13 protein-coding genes are annotated in these 22769 nt (G+C 50.5%); 10 read left to right on the plus strand and 3 right to left on the minus strand.

Annotated features, from left to right (window positions below; translation table 11 throughout):
• Positions 1-72: 72 nt before the first annotated feature.
• From KOO62_12985 to KOO62_13010, 6 genes are all read left to right on the plus strand, one after another.
• Positions 73-348 (plus strand): hypothetical protein, encoded by a 276-nt coding sequence (locus KOO62_12985; protein ID MBU8934894.1) that lies wholly within the window; start codon positions 73-75, stop codon positions 346-348.
• 228 nt (positions 349-576) lie between these two features.
• Positions 577-2502: a type I restriction-modification system subunit M gene (locus KOO62_12990; GenBank protein MBU8934895.1), complete on the plus strand. Its 1926-nt coding sequence runs from the start codon at positions 577-579 to the stop codon at positions 2500-2502.
• Entirely contained in the window at positions 2499-4334 is a 1836-nt protein-coding gene (locus tag KOO62_12995; protein MBU8934896.1) for a DUF262 domain-containing HNH endonuclease family protein, read from the plus strand. The genes KOO62_12990 and KOO62_12995 overlap by 4 nt, the downstream gene beginning before the upstream one ends.
• The gene (locus KOO62_13000) at positions 4331-5716 is read left to right on the plus strand and encodes a restriction endonuclease subunit S (GenBank protein ID MBU8934897.1); all 1386 of its coding nucleotides are present in this window, start codon (positions 4331-4333) and stop codon (positions 5714-5716) included. Before KOO62_12995 ends, KOO62_13000 begins: the two co-directional genes overlap by 4 nt.
• On the plus strand, positions 5713-6708 hold the full coding sequence (locus KOO62_13005; protein ID MBU8934898.1) for a virulence RhuM family protein: 996 nt from the start codon (positions 5713-5715) through the stop codon (positions 6706-6708). Before KOO62_13000 ends, KOO62_13005 begins: the two co-directional genes overlap by 4 nt.
• A complete protein-coding gene (locus tag KOO62_13010) occupies positions 6705-9677 on the plus strand; it encodes a type I restriction endonuclease subunit R (protein ID MBU8934899.1) in 2973 nt (990 codons plus the stop codon). The genes KOO62_13005 and KOO62_13010 overlap by 4 nt, the downstream gene beginning before the upstream one ends.
• 254 nt (positions 9678-9931) lie before the next feature.
• On the opposite strand, the gene KOO62_13015 is transcribed toward KOO62_13010, so the two are convergent.
• From KOO62_13015 to KOO62_13025, 3 genes are read right to left on the minus strand one after another with little or no spacing between them, the layout of a single operon-like run.
• Positions 9932-12682 (minus strand): hypothetical protein, encoded by a 2751-nt coding sequence (locus KOO62_13015; protein ID MBU8934900.1) that lies wholly within the window; start codon positions 12680-12682, stop codon positions 9932-9934.
• 1 nt (position 12683) lies between these two features.
• Entirely contained in the window at positions 12684-13577 is an 894-nt protein-coding gene (locus KOO62_13020) for a hypothetical protein (protein MBU8934901.1), read from the minus strand.
• Positions 13574-15238, minus strand: a complete 1665-nt coding sequence (locus tag KOO62_13025; GenBank protein ID MBU8934902.1) for a hypothetical protein — start codon at positions 15236-15238, stop codon at positions 13574-13576. The genes KOO62_13020 and KOO62_13025 overlap by 4 nt, the downstream gene beginning before the upstream one ends.
• 1393 nt (positions 15239-16631) lie before the next feature.
• Here KOO62_13025 and KOO62_13030 point away from each other — a divergent pair.
• From KOO62_13030 to KOO62_13045, 4 genes are all read left to right on the plus strand, one after another.
• Entirely contained in the window at positions 16632-17606 is a 975-nt protein-coding gene (locus tag KOO62_13030) for a hypothetical protein (GenBank protein MBU8934903.1), read from the plus strand.
• Positions 17607-17632: 26 nt separating this feature from the next.
• Positions 17633-18508 (plus strand): hypothetical protein, encoded by an 876-nt coding sequence (locus KOO62_13035; GenBank protein ID MBU8934904.1) that lies wholly within the window; start codon positions 17633-17635, stop codon positions 18506-18508.
• Entirely contained in the window at positions 18505-20775 is a 2271-nt protein-coding gene (locus KOO62_13040) for a hypothetical protein (protein ID MBU8934905.1), read from the plus strand. The genes KOO62_13035 and KOO62_13040 overlap by 4 nt, the downstream gene beginning before the upstream one ends.
• Positions 20776-20938: 163 nt before the next feature.
• Positions 20939-22753: a T9SS type A sorting domain-containing protein gene (locus KOO62_13045; protein MBU8934906.1), complete on the plus strand. Its 1815-nt coding sequence runs from the start codon at positions 20939-20941 to the stop codon at positions 22751-22753.
• The last annotated feature ends 16 nt before the right edge of the window (positions 22754-22769 follow it).

Consider the following 22769-nt stretch of genomic DNA (forward strand, 5'->3'; position numbering starts at 1 on the left):
AGCCAGTTGGAGTCGTTCAGGCAACAACGGCAATCCCTAGCCCCCCCCTTGCCAAACTGGACATCATGTTCTATGCTAAAGGAGGCAATCGAGGATTGGATATGTCAGCAGAGGATGTACATGAAGGGTAAGAAGGCGTTTACAGAAGCAGAAGCACGGGATATCCGGAATCTACTCAGTAAGAAGGAAAGGGCTCAGAAATCTGATCGAAAGAGAATTAGAGATGAGCTGAGAAGCATTGGATTCTATATCACCGATTGGGATCAGACACAGAGGGGGTTTGGACGGGCAGATTTCGATACCCTTGTACAGATCGGCCAAGTCCGCATCTTAGAAAGCGATTCCTGATCAAAACTAATCTTGTTCTGTGTGAGTCGCCATGGCTGATGTCCAGCCCTCGCGTCGTACATCACAGATCATCAATGATCGATGACCAAAAGGGCTTGGCATTCGACCGGTCATGGTGTAGTTTGTCGTCAACTTGAAGGGACAACATGAATCACGATTATTACCGGATCAGAGTGTGCAAGTGGGCGGCTGACAAACTTCGGAACGCTAACAATGAAGGAGGCAGGCATGTCAAACGGTAACCTCAGTTGGATTGCCGGATTCATCTGGGGTATTGCAGATGATGTGTTGCGTGACGTCTATACCCGAGGGAAGTACCGGGATGCTATTCTTCCGATGACAGTCATCCGACGACTCGACGCCGTACTCGAGCCGACCAAAGAGGCTGTTCTCAAACTGAGCAAGCAACTCGATGATGCGGGCGTTGCGAACAAACAGGCCGCCCTGTGCCAGGCTTCCGGGAACGCCTTCTATAACATATCTCCGTTTACGCTTCGCGACCTCCGTGCCCGGGCAAGGCAACAGCAACTCAAATCCGATTTTGAGGCTTATCTCGATGGCTTTTCGCCCAACGTCCAAGAAATACTCAGCAAGTTTAAATTCCGAAATCAGATTCCCACGCTGGTCGAGGCAGACATCCTCGGCAGTCTCGTTGAGAAATTCACCTCGAGCAAAATTAACCTCAGCCCGAATCCCGTCAACGATCAAGATGGCAAGGTGCGTTTGCCTGGCCTGGACAACCATGCCATGGGTACGATTTTCGAAGAATTGATCCGACGCTTCAATGAGGAGAACAACGAGGAGGCTGGCGAGCACTGGACTCCACGTGATGTTGTCAAGCTGATGGCTAATCTGATCTTTTTCCCAATTGCCGACGATATCCTCGACGCCACCTACCGTGTGTACGATGGTGCCTGTGGCACCGGAGGAATGCTTACCGTCGCAGAAGAGACCCTAAATTCGCTCGCCGGTGACCAAGGCAAGGAAGTGTCAATCCACCTGTTTGGTCAGGAAATCCAGCCCGAAACATACGCCATCAGCAAGGCTGATCTACTTCTCAAAGGGGAAGGGCAGGCGGCTGATAACATCAAGTATGGTTCGACACTTTCGTCTGACGCTTTTCCGGCGATGGAGTTCGATTTCATGCTCTCCAATCCACCCTACGGCAAGAGCTGGAAAACGGACCTCGAACGCATGGGTGGCAAGAAAGATCTTATCGACGCGCGTTACACCGTCCAGCACAAGGGCGAGGAACTTTCGCTCATCACCCGCTCAAGCGATGGCCAGCTTATGTTCCTAGTCAATAAGCTGTCAAAGATGGTCCCTGTGAGCGACCACACTCCACTGGGCAGCCGCATCGCCGAAGTGCACAATGGCTCGTCGCTCTTCACCGGTGATGCCGGCCAGGGGGAGTCCAACATCCGCCGGTGGATAATTGAGAACGATTGGTGCGAAGCCATCATCGCCCTACCCCTGAACATGTTCTACAACACCGGCATTGCAACCTACATCTGGGTGCTCTCCAATAGCAAACCCGAGCATCGTCATGGCAGGGTTCAGCTTATCGACGCCACTGGCATTTACCAACCCTTGCGTAAGAACCTCGGCAAGAAGAATTGCGAGTTGTCCAACGAACAGATCAATCAGATTACCGACATATTCCTCACCTTTGAAGAAACCGAGCAATCAAAGATATTTCCCAACGAGGCTTTCGGCTATTGGAAGATCACCGTCGAACGTCCCCTTCGGATTCCGGGCATAGATCCCGATCGCATCTACAAGGCAAAGGAGATCAAAGACCTCAAGGCCGAGCATGGCACCGACCCCGAGGCACCCCCTGTCATCAAGAAGAAAACCAGGGAAAATGTCGAATACGAACCCGACACCAATCTGCGCGACACCGAACAGGTGCCACTACTTGAAGATGGTGGCATCGAGGCTTTTGTTGAGCGTGAAGTATTGCCACATGTGCCGGATGCGTGGATTGACCAAGCCAAGACCAAGATCGGTTACGAAGTTTCTTTCACGCGACACTTCTACAAACCGACACCTTTGCGTTCGCTCGACGAGATCAAAGCAGACATCCTGGCGTTGGAGAAGGATAACGAGGGTCTGCTCGGCGAAATTATTGAAAGTGGGGAGGATTTGTATTGAAGGAGATTCGTGGCGACGCTAAAAACATCCGCACACTATTGGGCGGTTCAAAGTTTGCTATTGACTACTATCAACGGGAATACCGATGGGAAACAAAACAGGTTTCTGAGTTTCTTGATGACCTTGGCGGCAAGTTCTTGGAGAGTCATGAAGCAGGAAACGAACGTGGTGCTGTCGAGCACTATGGCCATTACTTCCTTGGCTCCATCATCATTAGCGACAAGAAAGGTCAGAAGTTCATCATCGACGGGCAGCAACGTCTGACCACACTGACTCTACTGTTGATCCACATCCATCGCCAACTCGAAGACGAAGAACAGAAGGGTCAGGTTACCGACCTCATCTTCTCCCGGAAGTTCGGCAAGCGCTCTTTCAACCTCGACGTCCCCGAGCGTGCCGTGTGTATGGAAGCGCTTTTCACTGGCGAGCCCTTTGATGAGAATGGGGAAGCAGAGTCGGTGACTAATATCCTCAACCGCTTCCAAGACATTGAGGAGCACTTCCCTCACGATCTCACGGGCGATGCTCTGCCGTACTTTGCCGACTGGCTGATTGAGAACGTTCACTTCGTTGAGATCACAGCATACTCGGACACCGACGCCTACTCCATTTTCGAAACCATGAATGATCGTGGGCTTTCACTGACGCCCACGGACATGCTCAAGGGATACCTGCTGGCTAATATCACCGACACCGACCACCGCAACTTAGCCAGCCAAACATGGCGCAGCCATCTCTCCGCTCTGAAGCAAATCGACAAGGATGAGGACGCCGATGCCATTAAGGCATGGCTGCGCAGCCAGCATGCCATGACAATTCGTGAACGCAAACGCGGTGCGAAAGCTCGTGACTTTGACCTCATTGGCACCGAGTTCCATCGTTGGGTGCGCGACCACGAGGAAGCCCTTGGTCTCACCGCCAGCGCCGACTTTGGACGCTTCATCCAGGAAGATCTTGCCTTCTACAGTCACTGGTACGAACGTATCCGCATGGCTACCGAATCGCTGACCAACGGACTGAAGGCGATTCACTACAACGCCCAGAATAACTTTACACTACAATACCCAGTCCTTCTTGCACCCCTGATTCGCTCTGACAGCGAGAACGAGATACTGCGTAAGCTGCGCATAACCTCATCGTTCATAGACATCCTGGTCGCCCGACGAATCTGGAACTGGAAATCTACCAGCTATTCGACTATGCAATACAATATGTTTCAGCTGGTGGTTCTAAAAGTCCGTGGGAAGTCAGCGGGAGAGGTGGCAGAGTTTCTCACGGAGCGACTAGACGCCGAGGAAGAGACTTTTTCTGCCAACGAACGTTTCCGTCTACACGGCATGAATGGCCGTCCAATCCACCGCTTGCTGGCACGCATGACCGACTATGTTGAGACCAGTTCCGGGCGAGCATCGCGCTACAATGAGTATATCAAACGTCACGGCAAGAACGGCTATGAGGTCGAACATATCTGGGCCAATCATCCCGAGCGCCACGAAGACGAATTCGATCATCCCGCGGATTTTGCCGAGTACCGCAACCGCATTGGCGGCTTGCTTCTCTTACCCAAGAGCTTCAACGCCAGCTATGGCGACAAACCCTATGCGGACAAACGCGAACATTATTATGGCCATAACCTTCTAGCTCAGAGCCTTCACGAGAGGGCCTATGACCATAACCCAGGCTTCCGACGTTTCCTGGATGATAGCGGCTTGGCTTTCAAGGCACACTCTGAGTTCAGGAAAGCCGACCTGGATGCCAGACAGGAACTCTACTGCAAGCTCGCCGAGCAGATTTGGAATCCAGAGAATCTGCTGCGTGAGGTAGACGCATGACGGCTAGCTTACAGGCCTATCCTGAATACAAAGACTCTGCCCTGCCGTGGTTGGGGCAGGTGCCAAAGCATTGGGATATCGAACCAGCCTTCGCCTGTTTTGCTCCGAGGCTAGTCCGAAACAAGGGTATGCAGGAGACAACTGTACTATCGCTAAGTTATGGCCGAATAGTGGTGAAACCCCCTGACAAACTCCACGGCCTTGTTCCTGAGTCATTCGAGACATACCAGATCGTGGAGCCAGGTGATATCATCATCAGAACAACAGACCTGCAGAACGATCACAAGAGTCTTCGGGTGGGCCTTGTGGAAGAGCGAGGGATCATTACGTCGGCTTACCTTTGTCTCCGAAGTAAAAACTCAGTCAGTAGTGTCTTCGCATACCAATATCTAAACACCTGGGATCTGACGAAAGCTATCTACGGATACGGATCAGGACTCAGACAGAATCTTGACTTCTCTCATTTCAAGCGCATGCAGGTAGCGTTGCCTTCCCCGAAAGAACAAATGGCAATAGATCGCTATCTTACGGCTACCGACCGTCGCATTGACCGCCTCATTCGCAATCGGCAGCGGTTAATAGAGCTATTGAACGAGCAGAAACAAGCCATCATCAATCGGGCGGTTACTCGTGGACTCAATCCCGATATTCCCCTCAAACCCTCCGGCATCGACTGGCTTGGGGATGTGCCCGAGCATTGGGAAGTGCTGAAGATCAAACGAATTGCTCGGATCAATCCCTCTCGCGCCGAAGCATTTCATATGCGAGAGTCGAGTAAGAAAGTTGTGTTCCTACCGATGGAACGAGTTTCCACTGAGGGGGGGATTGACGATTTCGAGCGACGGCCGATCAAAGAGGTCTGGCAAGGCTTTACGTACTTTAGACGGGGTGATGTAGTTCTGGCTAAAATTACTCCCTGCTTTGAAAATGGTAAAGGCGCAGACCTCAGTACCCTTGATACCGATGTCGGTTTCGGCACTACGGAATTCATTGTCTTGCGACCCTCTCAGAGAATATCTGCAGAGTTCCTTTATCAGTTGACACAGCTAACTTATTTTCGGTCTCTTGGTGTTGAATCTATGACCGGTGCTGCGGGACAGCAACGTGTTCCACCCAACTTTGTGATGGATTTTGGTGTTCCGATACCTCCTCCTGAGGAACAATCTCAGATCGTCTCATACGCTAATTCGGTAACGACCCAATTACTGTGCGTAGTGGATCGTGCCCGACGCGAAATCGACTTAATCCGCGAATACCGCACCCGCCTTATTGCCGATGTCGTCACGGGCAAGCTGGACGTCCGCGAGGCAGCGGTGGATTTGCCGGAAGAACTGGAAAAGGAGAGGGACACTGAGGGCGCAACCGAGGAGACCGAGGAATGACAAGACAAACTGATGACTCTCGTGGGGAGATTATCCTCTACCAGGCCCCGGAGGGTGAGGTCTCTCTGGATGTCCGTCTGGAAAAGGAAAGCGTTTGGCTTAGCCAGAGGCAGATGTCATTGCTCTTCGATAAGGATACCGACACAATAGGACTCCATCTTCGTAACGTATACAAAGAAGGGGAGTTAGAGGAGCCGGCAACTACCGAGGAATCCTCGGTAGTTCAAAAAGAGGGTAATCGACAAGTCCGCCGCAAGGTTCGTTTTTACAACCTCGATGCCATTATTTCTGTCGGCTATCGTGTTAATTCCAAGCGCGGTACCCAGTTTCGGATTTGGGCGACCGGTATTCTGCGGGATCATATTCTCAAAGGCTACTCGATCAACCAGAACCGCCTGCGGGACTTGAACCAAGCCGTGCGGCTGATTTCGGATGTAGTGGAGCGCAGAGACCTCTCCGGCGATGAGGCCAAAGCACTGCTAAGGGTAGTCGGTGAATACAGCGTTGCTCTGGATCTGCTCGGTGATTATGACCATCAGCGGGTGGACCCACCGGAGACTACGAGCAAGGCTGTCCACATAATGGGCTATGAGGAAGCCTTGCGTATCGTCGATCAGTTGCGTGAACGTTTCAACGAATCTGCTATTTTTGGATTGGAAAAGGACAAGGGACTCGCAAGTGCTCTGGGCGCAGTGGTTCAGACTGCTAACGGTGTGGACGTATATCCGAGTCTCGAAGAGAAGGCTGCCCACCTGCTCTATTTCCTGGTCAAGAACCACGCCTTCATCGATGGCAACAAGCGTATCGCTGCCGCGCTTTTTCTATGGTTTCTGGAGTGCAACGACATTCTCGTTGATGTTACCGGTTCGCCCCTAATCTCTGATGCCGCACTCGTGGCAATGACCCTTATGATTGCCGAAAGTCGCCCCGAAGAAAGGATCGTGTTAGTGCGTATCGTGACACATCTACTCTGTGAAAGGACCCGGACATGATTTCGGATACAAGTGAAGCAGGTCTCGAAAAACTGATCGTCGAGTCTCTTGTGAGCAAGGCGGGCTACTCTCAGGGCCAGAGCACTGACTACGACCGCGACCATGCTGTGGACCTGGCCCAACTGCTGGCTTTCGTTAGTGCTACTCAGCCGACAGCTGCCGAAGCATTGGATCTGGAACATGAGGGACCAACGCGGATGCAGTTTCTTCATCGGCTTCAGGGGGAGATTGCCAAACGTGGTGTGATCGACGTCCTCCGACATGGTGTCAAGCACGGACCGGTGAACCTTGATCTATTCTACGGCGCTCCCACTCCCGGCAACACGATAGCCGGGGAACGGTTCGCCGCCAACGTCTTCAGCGTCACCCGGCAGTTGCGTTATAGCAAAGATGAAACGAGGCTCTCCCTGGACCTGGGCATCTTCATCAATGGCCTGCCAGTTGCAACGTTCGAGTTGAAGAACTCACTGACGAAGCAAACCGTTGAGGATGCGGTGCAGCAATACAAGCGCGACCGCAGCCCGAAGGAACTCCTGTTTCAATTCGGCCGATGTATGGTGCACTTTGCCATCGACGATCAGGAAGTACGAATGTGTACACACTTGCAGGGCAGAGATTCGTGGTTTCTTCCTTTCAACAAGGGTTTCCATGACGGTGCAGGCAACCCACCTAACCCGCACGGCCTGAAGACCGCGTACTTGTGGGAGCAAGTACTGACCAAGACAGAACTAACGGACATCATAGAGAACTATGCACAGGTGGTACAGGAGAAAGATGAGAAGGGCCGGAAACAACCACCGAAACAGATATTCCCACGTTACCATCAGCTCGACGTTGTGCGGAAGCTACTGGCGGATGCCAAGGCCAGCGGTGCCGGGAAGAAATATCTAATCCAGCACTCGGCCGGCAGCGGCAAGAGCAACTCCATTGCCTGGCTAGCACATCAGCTTGTCGGACTGGATGACACAGCTTCCGGTGGTACTGGCGCACCACTGTTCGACTCGGTGATTGTCGTGACTGATCGGCGGATATTGGACAAACAAATCCGAGATACAATCAAGCAATTTTCCCAGGTTTCGTCAATCGTCGGTGCGGTCACAGGTGATTCTACCAGCAAGACCAAGCAACTCAGTGAATTCCTACGATCAGGCAAGAAGATCATCATTTCAACGGTGCAGACATTCCCGTACATCCTTGATCAGATTGGCGAAGAGCATCGTGGAAGAGCGTTTGCTATCATCATTGATGAAGCCCATTCAAGCCAAGGCGGCCACACGACTGCAAAGATGAACATTGCATTAGCGGAGCATGGCGGGGAGCAGGAAGAGGAGACCTACGAGGACACGATCAATCGGATCATGGAAGCTCGGAAGATGTTGGCTAATGCCAGTTATTTTGCGTTCACGGCAACACCTAAGAACAAGACGCTGGAACTTTTCGGTGAACCGTTGCCTGAAGGGGCAAAGGTAAGACATTTACCCTACCACAGCTACACAATGAAGCAGGCGATTCAGGAAGGTTTCATTCTGGATGTGCTGGCCTATTACACGCCGGTAGACAGCTATTACCACTTACTGAAGACTGTGGAGGATGATCCCGAGTTTGACACCAAGAAAGCAGCGAAGAAGCTTCGTCGATACGTCGAATCGCATGACCATGCTATCCAGCAGAAGGCTGAGATCATGGTCGATCACTTTCATGAAAAGGTGATTGGCCGGAGGAAAATCGGTGGTCAGGCAAGGGCCATGGTGGTTTGTAGCGGTATCGTAAGAGCCATTCAATATTACCACGCAATCACGGCGTATCTGAGGGAACGGAAGAGTACGTATGAAGCCATTGTGGCATTCTCAGGCGAGCATGAGTATGGCGGAAAACAGGTGACCGAGTCGACTCTGAATGAGTTCCCGAGTTCACAGATCGAAAAGAAGTTCCAGCAAGACCCATATAGGTTCCTGGTTGTGGCTGACAAGTTCCAAACCGGGTACGACGAGCCGTTACTGCACACCATGTACGTTGATAAGCAGTTATCAGGAATAAGAGCGGTGCAAACTCTCTCACGGTTGAATCGAGCACGCCCACCAAAGTCCGACACATTTGTGCTCGACTTCATGAACGACACTGACACAATCACGATGGCCTTTGCGGACTATTATCGAACGACTGTCCTTAGTGAGGAGACTGACCCGAACAAGTTGCACGACCTGATGGGCACGATGGATGGATATCAAGTGTACGCTTGGTCCCAGGTTGAGCAGCTGGTCGATCTATTTCTCGGCGGTGCTGATCGCGACAAGCTGGACCCCATCCTCGACGCGTGCGTTGCGGTCTATATCAGAGACCTGGATGAAGACGGGCAAGTAGGCTTCAAGGGCAAAGCTAAGGCGTTCGTGAGGACATATCAGTTTCTTGCGTCGATTCTTCCGTATAGTAACGCCGAGTGGGAGAAGCTGTCCATCTTCCTGAATTTCCTGATTCCCAAGTTACCCGCTCCAATAGAGGAAGACCTATCTAAGGGCATCCTTGAGGCTATCGACATGGACAGTTACCGCAACGAAGTAAAAGAAACACTCAAGCTGGCGTTGGCCGATGAGGACGGTGAAATCGGCCCCGTTCCTACCAGCGGTGGAGGTGTGAAGCCTGAGGCTGAGCTTGACAGGTTGAGTATTATCATAAAGGCATTCAACGATCAGTTTGGCAACATCGACTGGAAAGATGCCGATCGCATCCGCCAGGTGATCGCGGAGGAAATTCCGGGCAAGGTCGCTGCCGACAAGGCATATCGTAACGCTATGAAGAACAGTGACAGAGCAGCGGCCCGTCTCGAGCACGACCGGGCACTGCAGAGTGTGGTCAATGAAATGCTGAATGACCACCTTGAGCTCTTCAAGCAATTCAGCGACAATCCCAGTTTCAAGAAATGGCTGGCGGACACGATCTTTGGAGTGACTTATGAGGAGACTAGGCCTTAGCTATACGATCTTGTTTCGCCCAGCGCGTTACTTTCCGGTACGAGATTGACTCGAATCGGCTGTCAATCCTCATTAGTCGTCACAATACTGTCACAAATCGAGACCGGACGGCTGGCAAATATAGGAGCAATGGTGACTTAGCATCTGAGGGACTTGAATACTTCGTTCGGGGACAAGAATCCTCTGGACAATTGGTACGAGGGCACAGCGAATCCACAACTTTCACGATTTCGGTAAGGATTCCGGAGAAGAGGTTAGGCCGATTCTTCCCGCATGAGTTCGTCCAATAGGCGAACATCCCTGTCAAGACGCGACTCCCCACCGAATTTCTTCTCTATACTCCTCAAGATCTGTTTTCCCTCTTTGTTACTGCTAGGCAGCATAGTCTTGATGAGCGCGAGAACGTCTTTGAACTTTTGCTTCGACTGTTTATAGGCATCAACCAGAGACCACGGGCTGCGATCATCTTTGCTATCAGAACTGTCCATGGTAGATTGCAGTCGTGATATCTGGCGCTTGAGAACCCGTTCGACCACTTCTGGGTCAAGACGCCTACCCAAGGCGATATTGTAACATCGCCGGGCCTCCGCGGCTGCGTTTTGCCTGGCCACCGGTTCATCAGACAATACTGCCAGCACGTAGTAAGTGAAGGCCTTGTTGTGCATGCAAATGGCTGTAAATCTGTCCTCTTTCATAAAACCGGGAACTATCTCTTCATGAATTCTGATAGCATCTAGAACAAGCTGTGTATTCTCTCTCTCCAACGCCTCAATCGCTCTATAGTAAGCCAAGCTGGTCCATATGGTTGCCTTGAGGTGAATTAATCCACCGGATCGCCCAGGATCGGTCCAGTCGGCCTCCAGCGGTTCCTTCTCTACTTCATCCCTCGCCTTCTTGCAGAAGTCAAGAGCCATTTGCCTGAATTTAGAATTTGCCCGAGCCAGCTGTCCGGCCGCGTAAGCCGCCAAGTAATGGGCCCTGTAATCCACGGTTTCCTCGCCCGAGTTAAGCTTCTGACAAATCCCAATAATCCGCCCAATCGCTTCTATCTTTTCGGCTGGCGTATCGAATTTGGCTTTGTTCTCAGTGTATTCTCTCAATCGGGCTTGGGCCGCCACTATCCTGAATTCTCCTCTAAAATGGTGGACCGAATCCATTTCGGCCAATTGCTCGGCGCTACGATAGGCTCCTTGAAAACTGCCGAGTGACAACAGCAATACCATCACCGCCAAGTGTCTCTCCAAGGAATCCTTGTCCAGAGACGTCAATTCCAACTTCTGACCCCAGTAACTCTTGGCTGGGTCGCTGGCGGCCATGCTGCCGGCGGCTATTCTCTCGAGTATCTCATAGAAGTCATTCAACTCCTCATCCGTTGGTGACTGTTTGGGATAATAGTGAAGGCTTCGTAACTGTTTTACTTCCTCCAGTAATCCCTCGTTTTCAAACCGCACGCGATAAGGAAACATCGTAAAGTGAACAAAGAGCATCCTGATCTCATCCGAAGTTGGGCCCACCGATTTCAAGCGCGACATAGCTACCCACAGGCGAAATTCAGCTGACATCAGTGTCTTGAGCTTCAGTACGTGCGCTGTAATATCAGAGTCGTGCGACTCTGATACGTTCTGCAGATCTTGGAGTAGAGCCACAGCTCTATCAAAATCGTCTGATGGGTGTTGTCCATTTGGGGGTAGCTCTAGATTTCCCCGTTCGAAGTACCTGACAAAGAGGTGACTGGAGTACATTAGGTGTACGTCAAACAGTTTCTTCCGAATCGTATTGACATTCTGTACCAGTTGGCAAATTTCGGGCGTTACGTTCAAACTTCCTTCGCAGTACTTGCTGACTTCAAGCGGATTCTTGGCGCACTCTTCGCGCCTGTCCTTTCGGTCTGAGATAAACTGTTGGATAGCCACCGCATTTTGGGGTTCGACTACCTCCCTTAGTAATTTGCGATCGCTCCTGGCCTGATCGATCACTGATTTCGGGTTAACGTTATTCCTCTGCCCCCTGGAGAAGCGGTCATAGAACCTGAAGACGTCGAGGCCACGGAAGAAGGTGGTATGGGGGATCGGTTTACCATCGGAGTCATGCCACCGCGTCCACTCCGGATTGGCTCGCAGGACGCGATTTACCATGTGGGCTGAGGAGACAAACACAACCCGGTAATCATACTTCGCGAGGACCTTGTTCAGGTAGTCGGTCATGGCGACAGCTTCAATATCTCTCTGCCAGGAGATTCTGTAGGTTAGACCCTGGCGTTTGCATTCTTCCTTAAGCCTCTTAATCCATCGTCCAAGGTCGGCTTCTCCGAGCCCGGTTATCTTCCCGTCCTGGCTTATAGTATCACGGATCGAGTCTGGCAAGCCCCAGTCCCGGATGTCCAGAGTAACCCTATTGTCCTCGAATAGCCGTTTGGTGAGTTCGATGCCCCGTTCAAAGGAACCGCACAGGATTGAGAACAGTTCGGGGCATAGTTCAATTATGAACTCCAAGAGCCTACTATCGGGCGCTCCCTGTTTTAGGTCTCCCAGAAGCTCGGCCAAACTCTTCTTGTACTTCTCCTGAGCTTTGGACTCTAGGTTACGGAGCTCCCTGCTCAGTCGTTTCTGATCTGAGGCACCAATTTCAGGATGCCATAGGCATTTGTAGAATTCACTTACATACGGAGAGGGTATCCACAACGGGTAATAGACGCTGTCTTCCGGGAGTCCGAAAAGTAGGCTGACACGACCGGCCAACTCGCGGAGAATCTCATCCTTGATCGGTCCTGTGACGGTCTCGTAACCATACCTCTTTATGGGATTGGCCTGTGGAAAGGCTACTTCGAATATGTCGAAGAAGTCAACCGTGATGAGCAGTTTATTCTTAGGATCGCCGATAAACTCATGATCTGCAATTAGAGCATCAAGATCGGCAATGCGATCCGTCACCCACGCTTGGAACTCGTCGGCTTGGTCGCAAAACTCCTTGCAGACCGGTTGCGTCTTATCGACAGATTGGCACATCTTACCGGATGTTCCTCAACAGTTGCCAGTCATCAAAACTGCTAATGACAGATTCCTTGGTCGCCCCCACTTCAATCGGTATGCCCCATGGTTCCCGAAGTAGTTTCTCGGAGACCTTTCTGGAAGTGTACCAGCATGCGTTAAGCAGCACTTGATTGGCAGAAGGTAAGGAGAACTGAAAACTGGACCATATCGTATTGAAAAACGTTCGTTCATATCCGCCATGTTCAAGAAACTCGCCCAGAACAACACTCAACTCAGGATCTTCCGGATTTATTGCAGCCAGGCGCACTCCTGCCGCCTTGAACGCATGAACCACAATCATGGCCTTTTCTTCGACGTCCAATCCAGGGAAAGAATCTAGAAAATCGTTGACCAGAAATTCCGGACGCCGATGTCTTGCCACATTGCGACGCATAGCCTTAGCGCGATCAGGTTCCTTCGTTTCTGCAATACAGGCATCGAGAACCTTGCCCGACCACTCGCGATTAATGAGGCGGTGTGCGGTGACCCGGGCAGGAAAACCTTCAGGGTCGAGATGAAACAGACTGATATCCGATGTTCTTTCTCGAAAGCCCTTGCTAACTATATAGTCGATATCGGATCGGTACGAGTCGACGGCGCTTCCCAGAGGATTGCCAACTTGACTCAGCGCCCGAATCATCACCTGGTAGGTCAGAATCAGGTCCTGTACTGCGGTCAACTTCTCGGAAACCGGCTTTGATCGATCCGCGATTATTTCCAGCAGACAGAGTAATTCGGCATAGAACGTATCCTCTCGGATAAGCTCATCCGATAAGAGGGTATCGGAATTATCCGGGGCGAGGCTTGGTGCGTATGCCCACTGCCCTTGGCTGAGCGGCTTGGTGTTAGTGTCGGGGCCGAATATGGTCATTGACCTAGGTGCTCCTTCCAGAAGCCGGGAATGTCTTTATGTTTCTTATACGGTAACTTCGTGATCGCAGTGGCAAAGTTTTTGGGCAAGTCGTCAGGGTTTGGCGGACCCAAACTGTCTTTGACGGCACGACATGTCTGTTGTACTACTATGTCGGCCAGATTATTCAATTCCTTGCTGATGTCAAAGTCTGAAAATGCCATCTGTATAGCGAGCAAGAGGTTCCCATACGTTGTTTTTGTCACTAACTCGTGGCCCTTTTCCTGCCAGCTTGTGTCCGTCTGATCCAGTTCTCTTAAGAGGTTGTGAAGCTCGTACAAGTGGCGCCTCAGACCGAATAACTGCCTTGCCCGCTCCTTTGCGAATGCACCCCTCAGGAGCCTTCTTGAGGCGAAACGACTCAATCTGCGGGTTGGCTTGTCCTTCCAGTCGTCATCGTAGCCATGCCTCTTTAGGTCACGCACATAAGTAGTAAGATTGTCTAGTGTCCTCTTTAGCTGTACCATAGCTAAACCAATGGCAGCCTCGTCGTTGGGTTTTTCCCTATTGATCTCCAGAAATATGTCCACTTGACGAGATACGGTGAGGCAGTGTCTTGCGAAGTCTCGTATTTCAGCCGTAGATTCAATTGTTCGGGTCAGCTCGGCGATAAGGCAGATCGACTGAGATCCCATTTTGCATGGGTGATCTCCTTGATTCTGGCAGGCGCCAATTTGGGTGGCATCGACATCACAGCCGCAGATAGACTCCAGAACTTGCGATTCGTCCTGTTCGCTGTCATATGGACTTGGGCTACCTCCCCCCTTCTCTATCATATATTCCGAAGGCTCGATACCGACTTTTCTGAAGCTTTCTTTCAGAAAGTAGATAGTATCACTTACCACTTTGTCCTCGCGAGTCTGTGGCTTGCAGACGGCAATATGGTCGCCAGGCCTTTCCCAACAGAAATATTCACCCAATTCTGCATTCGCGCTGACATGGTCGACTATCTTAAAAGGGAACTCGAAAGAAAACCATTTATTCCATTCCAGCTTATCTCGTTCAGAGATGCTCTGGATGAATAGCCTGTCACCACCGCGTTTTTTAAAGAAGGCGCGAAATCCCTCATGTAAGTCTTCGAGCCCAGAGGAGTCCCACTTCAGTTCCTTGACCAATTCGTTTTCTTTCAGCCACTCTGTGAAGAATGAGACCCATTTGGCGGATTTGGCTCCGCGATGCGGGACGGCAATAAACTCAATGCCCACCGTATTCTCTGCCAATCCGACAAACTGCCCATTTGGGAATTCCATCGCCTTCGTTAGGGACTTCTTGGTTACGATTCCACCAAGGCTGTGGGTGACAAATGCCAGCGGGAGCTTCCCTACGTCACCTTTGGCCAAATCAAGAAGGAAGGACCTTGCCAGCCCAACCGTATCGGACTCTTTACCAGACCAGTCCAGCACGCTGGACCTGAAATCGTAGGTCCACACCCCCAGTTTGGGACATTGCTCGGCAATCCAGGTCGGCCAGAATGTCTCGGCGTCGTCTTCATCGGCCATCCAAGTAGTGAAGCATCCTCCCCGAAATCCATGGATGAATACTACGTCTGCTATTCGATCGGTTGGCAGGTTACCAACTGAATGAAGGCCTTCGGCATCCACTAACGTAGGCTTATCGGCCATGAGCACTCACTTGCTCTTGACCAACGGGCGAGTTCGCCACCACATCAAATCGCTGTCGTCTCGGAGCACTCTCACAAAGATATATCGGTACGGTTTCCCGATTTGCTGCTGCATTACACCCATCGAATCTGCTATCAAGCGTCTCACCTTTGATCTCGGGTGTTGGCTCTTGAGACAGCCCCCCCTTTGCATCACTCCCATGATACAAATCACTTGTCACATTGGGTAACGGGTTAACACCCCTCTCGCTGTTTGAAAGCATCTAAAACAATAATAGACTTTTAAGTAGTTGTCAATAGAGAATGATACCAGTATTGATGCGGGTAGCACGTCGGGCCAGCAGTTTCGCATACCCCTGCTAGTGAGAGCCGTTTCTCGAAGGTTACACCTCAAAACCTCTAAACATCAGGATACATGACGTGTTGGATTGCTATGTAGGCGCCGTATCGGGTCTACCTAGACGGACCCAAGTCCAGTACACTGACATCTGCAAGAGTGTCTACCCAGAATTTGTAGTAGATTGTTCTCTTCCAGACTCTGACACTTTCCCAAGCCACTTCTTCACCTGCACAAGAGATGAACTGAAAGATGCGTTCAACCGCACGATCCTGCATGAGGACACATCAAGTAGTGACTTTTGGAATCTGTTGTCTGAAGATCCGTCTCGAACCGCAGACGTGATCGAACCTGTTAATGGAGGAGAAACCAGCAGCTTGACTATTGAGGAAGTTACCATCTTAATTCGAGAGCTCCGATAGCTAAAATCGACTCATTTGAAAGGGACAATTCCTGTGGGATTATGATGGGGTCTGGCGCCCCATCGCGATGGATCAGAGTCTCCCGAAGGTCCACATCCGCATTCGGGCAATAGATGGCGAAATAACAAGCGCCCTCCAATGATTCCACGCAACTGAACTAAAGGTAGGCACACGTCACTATCTCGTCACAAGTCGATCGATCTCGTGTTGTAAGTGGTTGATTGGAGAACGCTTTCTTGTTAGGGGACTTGAATACCTTGATCTGCCGCCGAGTGTGATTGCATCGTGATCTTCCACATTCAGCAGAGGGCTGCAATCTATAGAAATCGGTGATCAGAGATAGTTACTCGTTTAGATCAGGCTATAGTTTCACGTATAACACCAGCTGGTCCAACAACGGAGGGATTGCCAACAAGTCTGCCCCATTGTCAACGGCTACAGTTGCTTCATCTTGACAACGGATGAGAATACTGATATGTTCGTCAGTAGCAGTGCATCTTGACGTTACGGAGCCATAGCAAATCTTGGGACAGACAATAACGAAGCCAAACGGCAACATTGTTAGAGATTTTCTCATCAAGCCTCTTGATAGAAGGTGCTTCGACGATTTCTATCGTATGTGCTTTGTCCACACTGTGGGATTCCTCCGGTATCTCAAGATCAAGGGTTTTCAGATGCCTACAGAGCGGCAATCTGATAGCCATGCTCTTGCCGATCTGGCTATGGACATGCTGGGGACATTTCTTCAGAGTTCCAATGAACAGCCCTATTGGGTCGTGTTTGACTACTTCAATAGGATCGAAATAGACGACATTGTCAACACTGACGATGACGAGTTGTACCACCAATTCAGAATCCTGCTACAAGGCTATGTGCGCAAAGAACTCAGTCGCCTTCGAGGGGGAACCGATCCACAGATTCATAATCTTAAGCGACGTTTCAAAGATGTGTTGAAGGAGCCTGAGTATATAGTCAGTCGCATTGACGGTAACTGTATTGACCTTGTATATCTACGAAAACACCAGCACAATCTCCGTGATACTCTGCCGCCGTTATCATACGAGAGCCTGACTACCATTGTGGAGAAAGCATATCTGAATAGCACCAACCGTAAGCAGTGGTGTCAGGGCGTATTTGAGCTTGTCGATAGCCACGAGGTTTGCCAGAATCTTGTTAAGAAACACGAACTTCTCAGCGCCGCAGTTGCCGTTAACCTGAGATACTGCGATCTTGATGGTATCCGGCCTACAAAATTGACCTCACCAGATCACGGTTTGATTGTAAGGGCTATTAACGAAGCCCGTAGCGAAACACTTGACTGGATGCGGGAGTCTGTACTCAATAAGTATGTTAGGAAAAGCCAGATCACGCAAGACGAGGCTAATCGTTTCAGGGTAGCGTTTGAGCAGTTTTCAACAGACCTGGCTCATGTTGGCGAGGTTGATCTGCTGCCGGTCTATTTCCGGGAGGTTATGCCTGATGACAAGCATGACCAGTATCTTGAGGATTACAAATATGTGTTCGAAACAGCTATGGACAGCGCTAAAGAAGATTTCTTGTCCCGGCTAAAGAAAAAATCGACATTGCAAAAGTATCGGGACTATTTGTAGAGTGAAGAATAAAAGGATGGAGAGATATGCATCCATCGCGTAAAGAGTTGGCTCAGTTTGTTGACAAAAAGCTGAATCCGCAAAGTATTTCCAGCATTGAGAAACATCTGGAAATCTGCGAGTTCTGTCGTGACTTCGCAAACGACTACCGACTCCAAAACAAATTGCTAACCGAGGCTGCAGCAGAGACATTGCCCCCTGGAGCCATGACTCTTGCGGACAGTCTGTACAATCAGGCTATAGCTGGAAGAACGATTCACATATCTACGCTGCTTGAGCGTGGATCGCAGGCTTCTATGGCATTAGCCGCCGATGGCGACAAGCAATTTGTGCCGTCTGTTCAGAACCTCGTTACTCTGTGTTCTGAATCTCCTGAAATCATCCTACGCGTGATGCGCGACCAACGCAAGCATCAGGATTATTTACAATTGATAAGCGATGATCCGTTGATGACGGCAAACGTTCTCGTGCAAATTCCAGAGTTGAACCTCCAGTATGTCACTGATTCGAATGGTAAAGCCGAGTTGGATAAGGCTCTTGATGATTCTATTGAAAAACTCAAGTGGCAGATCAAGCTACCGGATGTTGTTTATGACCTCGAGCCACTCGTTTATGATCCTGACAAAACGGAATATACTGAGGATGTCGAACTCAAGACCGATAGAGATGATCGGATCAGAGTCACATTCGAGGGCAAAACTGAGGGCAAGCAGATTGGCATTGAAATCCTTGCCATAGACGGCAGGGAAGATTTCGGCGAAGTGTTAGTATCGGTGACCCAAAGAAGTAAACCTCAGTCTATAGAGACGCAATCCAAAAAAACGATAACGTTCGATCTGACCGATGATGATTCTACTATCAACATCCGTCTCTTTCAAGCACGGGATGAACAGACCGAATGACCACCTCCCCTATACAATTCGCTAAGCAGTTTGCTCGACTGCGGGAAATTATCCAGGCTTCGGCAGCGTCTGATTTGAAGTTACTCCAAATGTTTGATTTCTGGCCCGAGCTAAAAGACCATCGCGACGAACCAGCCTACGCATCGTACTATGATGAGTTCACTCCCCTTGTTGAGAACTTCCTCACTGACACCAACCTGCACGACCTGTCGCTTGATGAACTGACAGGCTTGCGTGAGATGGCTTCCGACCTATCCCTGAAAAAACCAGCTTCGCTGGTAGTGCGCAGGATGGCGAAGGTCTATTGCTATGTTGGAGAAGTTGACAAGGCACTACAATTGTTCGCTGAGATTGCTGGTGAACAGTGCAACATACCGGACTCAGAAATCTACCTGGAAACACTCTCTGAGTTCGAGCGCCTGCAAGCTATCTGCTCAAAGATTCCTGAGACTTACTCGATGACAAAAGAGATGCTATGCACCATTGCTGATGAATGGGAGTCCGAGCGTGGACATCTTTGGTTTGATCGGGCGCGATGTCTGTTTGTTGAGAAAAACACCAATGGTAAAGCTTCGCGCGGTCGGATGCGAACCTTGATAGGCTCTGCAAAGATGGCCGAGAAGAATAAAAACGGTGATGCCGTCGGAGCTGCTACTATCGAAGTTACGTTTGAGAACCAGATCACGACCCCGGATGATCCCTTTATCGGCGTAGTCTATGACGGTCTTACAGCAGTGCGGGCGATGGTAACTCAGCCACATAGTGGCATTTTGCGTGGATCGGACAAGAGCCGTATTCAGGCACGGTTTCAAATTGAAGATGCCGACCATGCCTTCACCGGCGATTCCATTGGACTGGCCGCGGCGTTGGTCGCGTATGCGCAACTTCTGAAACCGGACATTGCTCGCTATGAACGGTTCATCTCGTCGGAAGTCGCTTTCACTGGTGGCATAGACCGGCAAGGTCGGCTTCTCCCGGTGAACAAAGACACACTTAGTGTGAAGGTAGAGCGGGCATTTTTCTCGTCAGTGAAATACTTGGTTTTACCAGAGAGCAACATTGTTGTCGCCAGGGAATGTGTGACGATATTGCAAGAAAAGTATCCTCATCGCGATTTACAGCTCATACCCTCTACGCACATAGGAAAAGTCGCTTGCGACCATAATATTGTGCGCGCCGAGCGGGTTTGTATGGGACAGTTTGTGGCCCAAAAAGCAGGCCAATACGGCCGCATGGTCAAAATCCAGGTGCCCTTGTTGCTGGCGTTGTTGTGGGTCCTGCTAGCCTTCTTTTATCCCAGGTTCTTCAATCCGTGGTTTGACCGTAACCCGAAGTATGTGAAGGTGACCACCCGCGGCTTTGAAGCCCTGAACAAGGACTCGATCTTCCTGTGGGATGTGGAGTATGAGTGTGAGGGAATTGAAGCCATTCCTAAATGGCAGACAGGCGACCTGGATGGGGATGGGATGAATGAGATTGCGCTTGCTCCCAAGTCACTTGGACCGTGCGATAGGAACGCTGTTCTGCATGTGTATGATTCTGAGGGTGAGCTTCTCTTCGAGCGAACAATGGTACAACGTATGCCGAATGACGACGTGGGAGATCAATTCGTGCCTTCAGTTATTTCGTTCCAGCCATTGAATGACAGGCATGTTATTATCACTGTAGCCTGCCGTTCAGGTCCAGCTCGCGGACATGTGAGAATATGGAGTCGAACGGGCGATTCCCTGGTTACCTATATAAATAAGGGCTTCCCGGGACCGAGTCTATTGGTTGATGTCGATTCGAATGGTGAGAACGAGATACTCTTTTGCGGCATCAACAATCCTATGGCGAGTGTATGCCTCTTTACACTCGGCGATGGTCCGTGCAATGGGGAGTCGCCACCACGTGCGCCAGGTCCGGGACCCGAGGAGGTCTATTTGATCGTGCCACCAACTGGGGTTTCACAGCAACTCGTGGAGCAGTACAACTGTGTTTTGGGAGTAAGTGAGGAAGCTCCGGGCCGTGTGAGACTCATTGTTTGCGAAAACATCTCGCGGATACCTCGGTGCGACCTCTATTACTATTTCGATGAAAGAATGCGAGTAACCAGTGTTCTGGCGAGTGATAGCTACATCGCACAATGGGAAGCGTTTGTAGAGCAGGGCCTTCTTCCCGATGAAAGCCTCGTTTCCGTTCAAGCGCGAGCGCGGGACAACGTCACCTACTGGACAGACAGCGGCTGGGTTACAGAGGGAGAACTCCGTGCTCTCGAAGAACGGTAGGTAAGTCAATCGGCCTGCCGCTTGACAGCCAGCGGCAGGTCCCACCTCAGAGTTAATTCAATTCCTTTTCTACAAACTGAGTTTTCGGTGCCTATTCTATAGTTGAAGATAATGATGAGCGAAACAAGCAATCATTGTAACCATTTAACTTGAGGTTGGTACTATGAAGCAATTTTCATCAATCTGTCTCGTGGCGGTAGTTATCGTGCTACTGCTAACAGGCTCGAGCAGGGCTGACAATGTGATACTCAATGGAGGGTTCGAGGATGATCTCACCTATTGGGATGCATATCAATACCCTAGCGGTTGGACTACTTCGACAACAAACCCCCACAGTGGACAAAAGTGCGCGGTCTTCACTTTTCCAGGAGGGGCGGGGTATTATGACGCCGCAATGCGCACATCAAGCTTTGAAATGTATGTCGTACCGGACGTGCTATATCGGTTCACCTTGTGGACGCGTGAGATAGACACTCATGATACATGGACTGACACTGAGAGTATTCTTGATGCCACAGTCTCATTGAATGGATCGTATGCTTTCCATCCCTTACATCCTTCACCTTCTGAATCTTGGCAACAATGGGAATTGATCGGTCAATTCGAGGATAGCGGTTATGTAACTGTATACTTAGAGCTTCACGGATATGCCACGTCGGGGGCAGCAGAATTTGCCGTTGATGACGTTATATTGGAACGCATTCCTGCCGTCCTCAGCTTCCCTTCAATCGCCGTCTCACCCTGTGATGATGCACAGCCTGTGATGCTTGACCTCTCGCAGCCGATCAATGGAGCTATTATCCCGATTCGTATTCCAGATGGGGCTGAGTTCTGCGGCCTCACTACCGATGGCCTGTTCACCGAGGATTGGGAGATGGCTGTGTACTACAATGGGGATAGCACCGAAATCTCGGTTGGGCTCTGGAATCTGGTTGGAGACCGTATCCCAAGTGATACCACTACGGTGGTTAATGTGTTGTTCCATGCCACCCCAGAATGTGAAACGAGCTATTATCTACACTGGGATACGGCCTTCATGGGTGATCCCCAGCATGAATTGCTTTTCTCCGATACCAATGATTTCGATCTGGCCGGATATTTCGATCCTGACGTAGATTCGACCGAGATAGAAGGCTACATCCCTGGAGATGTTAACGGTGATGGGGAAGTTAATATCGCTGATCTCACTTACCTGGTTGCTTACCTATTCACTGGCGGACCGCCGCCATGCGTGATGAATGCAGGTGATGTTAACGGTTCCTGCACAGGACCGAATATCGCCGACTTGACCTACCTTGTGTCATATCTATTTACTGGTGGTCCCGCTCCGGTGTGTGGCTGCCTCGGCGAAGGTGCTGCTATGAAAGTGAGCAGCGATATCTCGTTGATCACCGAGTATCACGACGGCACTACCACTATTACCCTTAACTCCAACCGGGACCTTCGCGGATTACAGTTGACTTTCGCCGGTGATGGCGTCCCGCAACCGTTGAGTCTGCTTGATAGCCGTATCGAATTGATGTCAGGCACCAACATTATTGGTCTGGCAGATCTCGAAGGCGAGGCAGTCATTCAGTCTGGAACACAGAGTGTCATCCGATTGGAAGGAGAGTACGAAATCGTCGAGGCGATAGCATCCGACATGAACCACAACGAGGTTGTGCTTGCAATTGGCGCTCCAAAGGAAGAAAGCCTGCCATGTAGGTTCGTCCTTGATCAGAACTACCCCAATCCATTCAACCCGACGACGGCGATTAGTTTCAGCCTGCCCAACGCCGGGGAAGTTCGTCTGGAAGTGTTTAATGTCATGGGGCAGCAAGTTGCTACTCTGGTCAATCATCACATGGAAGCGGGGAGTCATACCGTGACCTGGGACAGCAGAGATAACAGCGGACACAATGTGGCGAGCGGTGTCTATTTCTATCGTCTTGAGGCAGGAAGCATCAATAAGACGAAGAAGATGGTGTTACTCAAGTAGCTCATCTCTTACTCTC

The sequence above is a fragment of the Candidatus Zixiibacteriota bacterium genome, assembly GCA_019038695.1.
Lineage (GTDB): Bacteria > Zixibacteria > MSB-5A5 > GN15 > FEB-12 > B120-G9.

Coding starts and splice junctions, on each gene's coding strand:
- KOO62_13045 (MBU8934906.1), top strand. CDS start 20,939: ATGAAGCAATTTTCATCAATCTGTCTCGTGGCGGTAGTTATCGTGCTA.
- KOO62_13035 (MBU8934904.1), top strand. CDS start 17,633: ATGCATCCATCGCGTAAAGAGTTGGCTCAGTTTGTTGACAAAAAGCTG.
- KOO62_13000 (MBU8934897.1), top strand. CDS start 4,331: ATGACGGCTAGCTTACAGGCCTATCCTGAATACAAAGACTCTGCCCTG.
- KOO62_13015 (MBU8934900.1), bottom strand. CDS start 12,682: ATGTGCCAATCTGTCGATAAGACGCAACCGGTCTGCAAGGAGTTTTGC.
- KOO62_13020 (MBU8934901.1), bottom strand. CDS start 13,577: ATGACCATATTCGGCCCCGACACTAACACCAAGCCGCTCAGCCAAGGG.
- KOO62_13005 (MBU8934898.1), top strand. CDS start 5,713: ATGACAAGACAAACTGATGACTCTCGTGGGGAGATTATCCTCTACCAG.
- KOO62_13040 (MBU8934905.1), top strand. CDS start 18,505: ATGACCACCTCCCCTATACAATTCGCTAAGCAGTTTGCTCGACTGCGG.
- KOO62_12985 (MBU8934894.1), top strand. CDS start 73: ATGCTAAAGGAGGCAATCGAGGATTGGATATGTCAGCAGAGGATGTAC.
- KOO62_13025 (MBU8934902.1), bottom strand. CDS start 15,238: ATGGCCGATAAGCCTACGTTAGTGGATGCCGAAGGCCTTCATTCAGTT.
- KOO62_12990 (MBU8934895.1), top strand. CDS start 577: ATGTCAAACGGTAACCTCAGTTGGATTGCCGGATTCATCTGGGGTATT.
- KOO62_13010 (MBU8934899.1), top strand. CDS start 6,705: ATGATTTCGGATACAAGTGAAGCAGGTCTCGAAAAACTGATCGTCGAG.